Genomic DNA, 8,003 nt, shown 5'->3' with positions numbered 1-8,003 from the left:
TCCATGTTCCGCTATTACATTACCCAGGAATCGCTGGATGTGGGAACCTACCCTTTGATGGATGGGAAAACCATCACCGAACTTGCCGCATGGGTAAAGGTGGAACAGGATTCCATCACCGCCTTTGGCTGTATCGACTACCCCCAGCCGCTGACCGCCGAGCAGGAACGGGAATACGCCCTTTTGCCCGCCAGCCAAAACCCGCAGGCGCTGGATTCCATCGGCCATGCCGCAGAAGCCGCCCAGCTGCCTGACGCGCCGGAGCAGACGCTGGATGAATACCCCATGCCGGACCCGGCGATGCGGGAGGACGATCTGAAAAACTGCGGCTATCAGGACGGGGACTTGCTGCCCCTCTCCAAAGAGCGGGCGCTGGAACTGTTTGAGCAGGATTTGACGGTGTACGCGGTGGTGGACAGGGGCGGCGCGGAAATGCTCTTTGACCGGGAGGAATTTGAATCCCAGCTGCCCGGTACGGTGTTCGCCCTTTCCCGCGAGGAATGGGAGGAAAGCCCAGCCTTTGACGCGCTGGTGCAGGACCGGCTGAACCGCCAGCAGAAACGGGAGCAGGCGTTTCTCTCTCATGAGGGGGACTGCTTTGCCATCTATCAGGTAAAGGATGATGACAGCCTGCGGGAGATCCGCTTTGAGGGGCTGGACTGGCTCCAATCCATCGGGCGCGAGGTGGAGCGTGAGAATTACAACCTGATCTACACCGCGCCCCTTTCCGGCAAAGATACGCCGGAAGTTGTGGCGGAGCAGCTGTTCTACCGCTTCAACAACGAACACCCCAGGGACTATCACAGCCCCTCCATGAGCGTCAGCGACATCGTTGCCATCCGGCAGGATGGTGCGTTATCCTGTCATTACTGCGACAGCTTTGGCTTTCAGCAGATCACCGGTTTTCTTGACGGGAACCCGCTGAAAAATGCGGAAATGTCTATGGAGGACGATTACGGCATGATTGACGGGATCATCAACAACGGCCCCAAAGAGCCGACCGTAGCCCAGCTGGAACAGCAGGCCAGAAGCGGCCAGCCGATTTCCCTGATGGATTTGGCGGCGGCTGTCCACCGGGAGGACGGGGACAAGCGGAAATCGGTGGTGGAACAGCTCCACCAGCAGCCGAAGCAGGAAAGCAAAAAGACAGCGCCGAAAAAGAGCGCGGAAAGGGAGCTTTGATATGGGACACTTTACCTTTGAAGAAATGAATCTGATGTGCATTTACAACACCGGAACCCGCGCCGGACTGATGGAGAGCCTGACCGAGATGCGCGGCTATCTCTCGCCGGAGGAAACGGAGCTGATGGAACTGACCGACAGCGCCCTTCATAAGCTGCGCGCCATGACGGACGCGGAGTTTGACAGTCTGGAACTGTACCCGGACTTTGACGAATAGGAACCAACAGACCGGAGGGGCTGGCGCTGTGCCGCCCCTTCCTTTTATCCAAAACCCGAAAGGAGGGCCGAAAACAATGGCAACCAAAGCGCAGATGTACGCACAGATGGCCGACCATGCGGCGGTGCAGCTTACTTCCAGCTGGAATGAGTGGATGCGGTTTCTGGACACAGCCTCCAGGCTTTACAAATACCCCTTCCACGACCAGCTGATGATCTACGCCCAGCGCCCGGACGCTACCGCCTGCGCGGAGTATGACCTGTGGAATGACAAGATGGGCCGCTATGTCCGGCGCGGTTCCAAGGGCATCGCCCTGGTGGACGATTCCGGGGACCGGACCCGGCTGCGGTATGTCTTTGACATCTCCGACACCGGAACCCGCCCGCACTCCCGCACTCCCTGGCTCTGGAAGATGGAGGAACGGCATATAGATTCCATCTCCGCCATGCTGGAAAACCGGTATGGGGTGGGCGGCGATGATTTAGGCGGGCAGCTGACCGAGATCGCCCGCAGGCTGGCCGGGGAATATTGGGCGGACAACGGGCGGGACTTTCTTTACATCGTTGACGATTCCTTTTTGGAGGAGTACGATGAACTTAACATCGAAGTCCAATTCAAAGCCGCCGCCACCGTCAGCATCGCCTATTCCCTGATGTCCCGCTGCGGGCTGGCCCCGGAACAGTATTTCACCCACGAGGATTTCATGCCGGTTTTTGATTTCAACACACCGGCCACCGTTGGGGCGCTGGGAACGGCGGTCAGCCAGATCAACCAGCAGGTGCTGCGGCAGATCGGCGTAACCATTCTAAACGCGGAGCGAGAGGCCAACAAAGAAAGGAGCCAGCAAAATGAACAACACCTTAACTTACATTCAGAACGGGGATTATCTGATTCCCAACCTGCAACTGACAGAACAGCCCGAAACGCCCCTGGGCAAGTACGGCAGGATGCGGAAAACCTACTTGAAGGATCACCGGCCCATCCTTTACAACCGTCTGCTGATGAGCGAGAAGCTGTACCCGCACCTGTTGGAGATCGACCAGACCGCGAACAGCCGGTTGGAGCAGCTGATGCCGGAATTGGCGCGGGCGGCGGGCGTGACGGAGGAACTGAAAGCCCGCGACATGATGCAGTGGGTGGGCCTGATGAACAGCTGCAAGGCCCAGGCGGAGGAGATTCTGCTGGCGGAACTTATCAACAGCTGACCTTAAACCTGTTTCTTTCCGAAACGGAACAGATTCAGAATATTGATGAAGCAGAGAATGTGAAAGCGTCCTCTGCTTTTTCTTTTGCCCAAAAGGACATCGACCATGTGCTGCGGCTGGGCGGCAATACCGACCGTCTGCGGGAGCGCGTGACAGCTGAATTTGAAAAGCAGAAGCCGGTCCCGGAAATAGCTGCCGCCCTGCAATCCCTCTATCATGGCGGCAACGGTTTTACCACCGATGCAGGCCGTATCACAGTCTGGTACGGCGAGGACGGAATCCATCTCTCTCATGGAAAATCCGCCCGATATGATAAATCCGCACAGGTTATTTCCTGGGAGGGCGCGGCGGAGCGTATTGGCGAGCTGTTGGAATCCGGTCAATTTGCGTCCAATGTAGAGCTTGCCGAGGCCGAAGGATATGAGCGGTTGCAGCTGGCAGAAAAGTTTTGGAACCTTTGTCACGATCTTAGTGATAGAGCCAAAGAATCCGGTTATCTTCCCAGCCTTGTCCAGAACAGAGGGGGCGGGTTTCCAGAGGAAACGAAACGGCTTGCCGAGCAGCTGAAAAGCCCGGAGTTCCGTCAAACCCTTGCGAAAGAATACGCCGCCTTTTGGACTGCCTATACGCAAGACCGTAACTTGCTGCGTTTCCATTACCACAAGCCAAAGGAGATTTGGGAAAACCTGAAAGACCTGTCACTGCCCCGCAAAGCCTTTTCATCTGAAATGGCAGAGGTTCCTGCGGTTAAGCAGTTTATTACGGAGGATGAGATCGGCGCGGCCCTTTCTGGCGGCAGCGGTTTTGCCGGGGGCAAAGGGCGCATTTATGCCTTTTTCCAGCAGCCCCATACCGACAAGGAAAAAACCGCGTTTCTCCGGCAGGAATACGGAACCGGCGGACGCTCCCACGCACTGTCCGGTGCAACGCACAGTGGCGAAGATCACGATGGAAAGGGCCTGCGCTACCAGAAAAACGGCTGTGACGATGTACGCCTGACCTGGGATAAGACTGCGAAGTTGGTTGCCGACCTAATCCAAAAGGATCGTTATCTGACCGAAGCAGAACGGGAACAGTATGAGAAAATCCAGGCAGAAAAGGAACTGGCAGAGGCAGGAATTGTAGAATCACAGAGCCAGCCTGCTCCTGTCCATGAAACCGAAACAGAACCGCCCCAGCCCGCGCTGGAAGAATTGCTGGAACAGTACAAGCCGGTTGTGACCGCCGCCATCATGGAGGATACGGCATACCGCAACGCCTGCGGCCATACTGACCATGAAAACGCTGTGATTGAGGGCAACGCCGCTGTGCGCCGCGCGGTTCTTGGCTCCGGTGATTTGCAGCTTCTCAAACAGTATTCGGATGTGCCGGAGTTCCGCCACCGCCTGCATCAAGAGGTGATTGCCGAAACCTATCCAAAGCTCCATGAGCTTCTGCGCCCTCTCTCCCAGGACGATATTGACGAAGCCCTCTGTGCATGGAACGGCGATATGGACAGCAAACGGGCCGTAGTCCGCTATATGAAGGAGCATGGGCGGGAAAAAGATACCGCCGCATGGCTGTCCCAGGAGTACGGCGGTCCTGAACATACAAACCTGTTCATTGTCCGAGCCGGAAGCCCTGAAACAACCGAACTTCCCTGGCCCAAGGTACAGCGCCGGATCGCCCAGCTTATCAAAGAGGATCGCTTTTTTACAGAGGCAGAACGGGAAAATCTGGACGATATAGACCCTATCGCAATCCGGGAAAATCTGGCCCAGCGCGGCATTGTAAACGGGCAGGTAGTGGAACCGGAAAAGCTGGACAATGACCCCTTTATCCAGCAGGTCATGGCTGATGTGGAGCAGATTGCTGCCGAAGAAGCAGAACCGCGCTTTTCCGTTGTTATGACCAGCGATGCGTTTTCCGACCCGGAAGATGCGTTTGCTATCTGGGATAATCAGACAAATGATTACTACACCGCCTCTGATGGAACGGTACGGACATTTTCAAGAGAAGAAGCTGCGGAGCAATTCCTGACCGGGCTGGAACCGCAGGAGGTAAATGCGAACCGGCAGGAAGAACCGGCACAAGAAACGGCTGGAGCCACCCCCGCTGCGGACGAACCGGGAACACTTCCCCGCGACCCGCTGGCATCGGCCTATGGCGTAGGGGATTTTGTTTTTCTGGAAGATACCGAGTACCGTATCACCGATTTGCAGCGGGGCTATGTCCAGCTGAATGACCCCGCGCTGGCCTACCCCATTTACCGGACGGAAAGCAAAGAACAGTTTGAACGCGCCATCCGGCAGGACCCGCGCAACAGCGCCATCACCGACTATCTCCCCGCCGATCTGGACCAGTTTTCCCCGGATTTGCGGGAAGTCCTGACCGGGGAGGGCGGTTTGCTGGATACGGCTGCAAAGGAGGATATAGCGGCGCTGCTACGAAGCGGCGCAGGCAATCCGGCTGTCGCCCAGCATCTTTCCCAGCGGTTTTCCGGTACAGTGGAAACCATGCAGCTGGAAACCGGAGATACGGCGGATTACCGAACCTCCGCAAACGGCATGGAAGTGGAGATTCTGCGGGAAGATGAAACGGTACTGGCAGCGATGTATGAAAGCTGGGAGCCGATTGCCGCTGCCCTGCGCGCCCTCTACCAGCAGGAGCTGGATGGATTCTCCCACGAACCGGCACAGCCAGAAGAACAGCTGGCAGAGGAACAGCCGGATTTTGGGAATCCCCCTGCGCCAGAGCCGGAGCCGCAGATCACCATCACCCCCGTCACCCGTTATCCGGGCGAACAGAACCATCTGCCCTACGATATAGAGATTCATACGCTGCGCTTTGATGAACCGGAACCCACCCCTCCCCAGCCGACTGCCGGGAACTTCCGTATCACCGACATTCACCTGGGCGAAGGAGGACCAAAAGCAAAGTTTCGGGCCAACATGGACGCAATCAATCTCCTGAAAGAATTGGAGTTTGAAAACCGGCAGGCCACGCCGGAGGAACAGGAAACACTCTCCCGGTATGTGGGCTGGGGCGGTCTGTCAGACGCTTTTGACGAGAGCAAGCCCACCTGGGCCAAGGAGTTTGCGGAACTCTATGCCACGCTGTCCCCGGAGGAATATGAAGCTGCCAAGGGGACCACCTTAAACGCCCATTACACCAGCCCCACCGTAATCCAGGCCATTTATGAGGCGGTGGGGAAAATGGGATTCCAGACCGGCAACATCCTGGAACCCTCCTGCGGGGTGGGAAACTTCTTCGGTATGCTGCCGGAGGAAATGCAGGGGAGCAAACTGTACGGCGTGGAACTGGATTCCATCACCGGACGCATCGCAAAACAGCTCTATCCAAAAGCAAACATCACTATCGCGGGCTTTCAAACCACTGACCGGCGAGATTTTTATGATTTGGCCGTAGGGAATGTGCCGTTTGGCCAGTATTCCGTCCATGACCGGGCCTATAACAAGCTGAACTTCAACATTCACAACTACTTTTTCGCCAAATCGCTGGACCAGGTGCGTCCAGGCGGCGTCGTGGCCTTTGTCACCAGCCGCTACACAATGGATTCCAAGGATTCAACGGTGCGCCGGTATCTGGCACAGCGGGCAGAGCTGTTAGGCGCGATCCGTTTGCCCAACAATGCGTTCAAGGCCAATGCCGGGACAGAGGTGGTATCCGACATCATTTTCCTGCAAAAACGGGACCGCCCGATTGACATTGCCCCGGACTGGACGCAGACCGGACAGACCGAAGATGATTTTACCATCAACCGCTATTTCCTGGATCACCCGGAAATGGTGCTGGGCCGCACTGCTTCAGAAAGCACCCAATACGGAAAACAGGATTACACAGTGACCCCCATTGAGGGGCTGGAACTTTCCGACCAGCTGCATGACGCCATAAAATATATTCGCGGGACCTATCAGGAGGCCGAACTGCCGGAGCTGGGCGAGGGGGAAGAAATTGATACTTCTATCCCCGCTGACCCTGATGTAAAAAACTATTCCTACACCGTTGTGGACGGTGCGGTGTACTATCGGGAAAACAGCCGCATGGTGCGCCCCGACTTAAACGCCACCGCCGAGGCCCGTATCAAGGGTCTGGTGGAACTGCGGGACTGTGTGCAGAAGCTCATCGCACAGCAGATGGACAGCTTTGTTTCGGATACGGCAATCCGTGAAACCCAGGCCGAATTGAACAGGCTCTATGACGCATTTTCCGCAAAGTACGGGCTTATCAATGACCGGGGGAACCGGCTGGCCTTTGCCGATGATTCCAGCTATTATCTGCTCTGTGCGCTGGAAGTCATTGACGATGAGGGACAGCTGAAGCAAAAGGCAGATATGTTCACCAAGCGCACCATCAAGCCCCATCAGGCTGTTACTGCGGTGGACACCGCCAGTGAAGCCCTGGCTGTTTCCATCGCGGAAAAGGCGGAGGTGGATATGGCGTATATGGCCGAACTGAGCGGAAAAACCCAGGAGGAATTGGCGCTGGAACTGCGGGGCGTGATCTTCCGTCTGCCCGGACCATTGGCGGAGGGGGAAACGCCCCGTTATGTGACAGCGGACGAATACCTCTCCGGCAACGTGCGCCGGAAACTGCGGCAGGCACAGCGGGCGGCGGACAAAGACCCCGCCTTTTCTGTCAATGTGGAGGCGCTGACCGCCGCCCAGCCCAAGGATTTGGACGCATCGGAAATCGAGGTGCGCCTGGGTGCTACCTGGATTGACAAAGACTACATCCAGCAATTCATGTACGAAACCTTCCACACCCCGTACTATCTGCAAGGGAAGATTGAGGTCAAGTATGTCCCCTACACCGCCGAGTGGCAGATCACCGGCAAAAACGCCGTTGGGTACGGCGATGTAGCCGCCAACACCACCTACGGAACCGACCGGGCCAACGCCTACAAGATTCTGGAGGACAGCTTAAACCTGCGGGACGTCCGCATCTATGACACCGTTGAGGACGCCGGGGGGCGGGAGCGCCGGGTACTCAACGCCAAAGAAACCACCCTTGCCGCCCAGAAGCAGATGGCGATCCGGGAAGCCTTCCGGGACTGGATTTGGAAGGACCCCCAGCGGCGGCAGACGCTGGTGCGCCAGTACAACGAGGAAATGAACAGCATCCGCCCCCGCGAGTATGACGGGCAGCATATCCGGTTTGCGGGCATGAACCCGGAAATTACGTTACGGGAACACCAGAAAAACGCCATCGCCCATGTGCTGTACGGCGGGAATACCCTGCTGGCCCATGAGGTGGGCGCGGGCAAGACCTTTGAAATGGTAGCCGCCGCGATGGAATCCAAGCGGCTGGGCCTGTGCCAGAAATCCCTCTTTGTGGTGCCGAACCACCTGACCGAGCAGTGGGCCTCCGAGTTTTTACGGCTCTACCCTTCCGCGAAT

The 8,003-nt window shown here is 57.1% G+C and carries 4 protein-coding genes; all 4 read left to right on the top strand.

The genetic code is table 11. The annotated features are described in order from the left end of the window. Nucleotides 1–1,182, top strand: a 1,182-nt coding sequence (locus C814_RS21040) for a YodL domain-containing protein (protein WP_016317477.1), incomplete at its 5' end; no start/stop codon positions are given. A gap of 1 nt (nt 1,183) precedes the next feature. Next, nucleotides 1,184–1,399, top strand: a complete 216-nt coding sequence (locus C814_RS21035; RefSeq protein ID WP_016220730.1) for a transposon-transfer assisting family protein — start codon at nt 1,184–1,186, stop codon at nt 1,397–1,399. Between the two features lie 848 nt (nt 1,400–2,247). Continuing rightward, nucleotides 2,248–2,604: a TnpV protein gene (locus tag C814_RS24740; protein ID WP_081645076.1), complete on the top strand. Its 357-nt coding sequence runs from the start codon at nt 2,248–2,250 to the stop codon at nt 2,602–2,604. A 728-nt stretch (nt 2,605–3,332) separates the two neighbouring features. Beyond that, nucleotides 3,333–8,003 (top strand): DEAD/DEAH box helicase family protein (locus tag C814_RS24015; protein WP_369750580.1); only part of this gene is annotated, 4,671 nt, incomplete at its 3' end.

The sequence above is a fragment of the Anaerotruncus sp. G3(2012) genome (assembly GCF_000403395.2).
GTDB lineage: Bacteria > Bacillota > Clostridia > Oscillospirales > Ruminococcaceae > Anaerotruncus.
Note: the sequence above shows the minus strand (reverse complement) of the source record. Positions and strands in the feature narration are given on the sequence as shown.

Coding starts and splice junctions, on each gene's coding strand:
- C814_RS21035 (WP_016220730.1), top strand. CDS start 1,184: ATGGGACACTTTACCTTTGAAGAAATGAATCTGATGTGCATTTACAAC.
- C814_RS24740 (WP_081645076.1), top strand. CDS start 2,248: ATGAACAACACCTTAACTTACATTCAGAACGGGGATTATCTGATTCCC.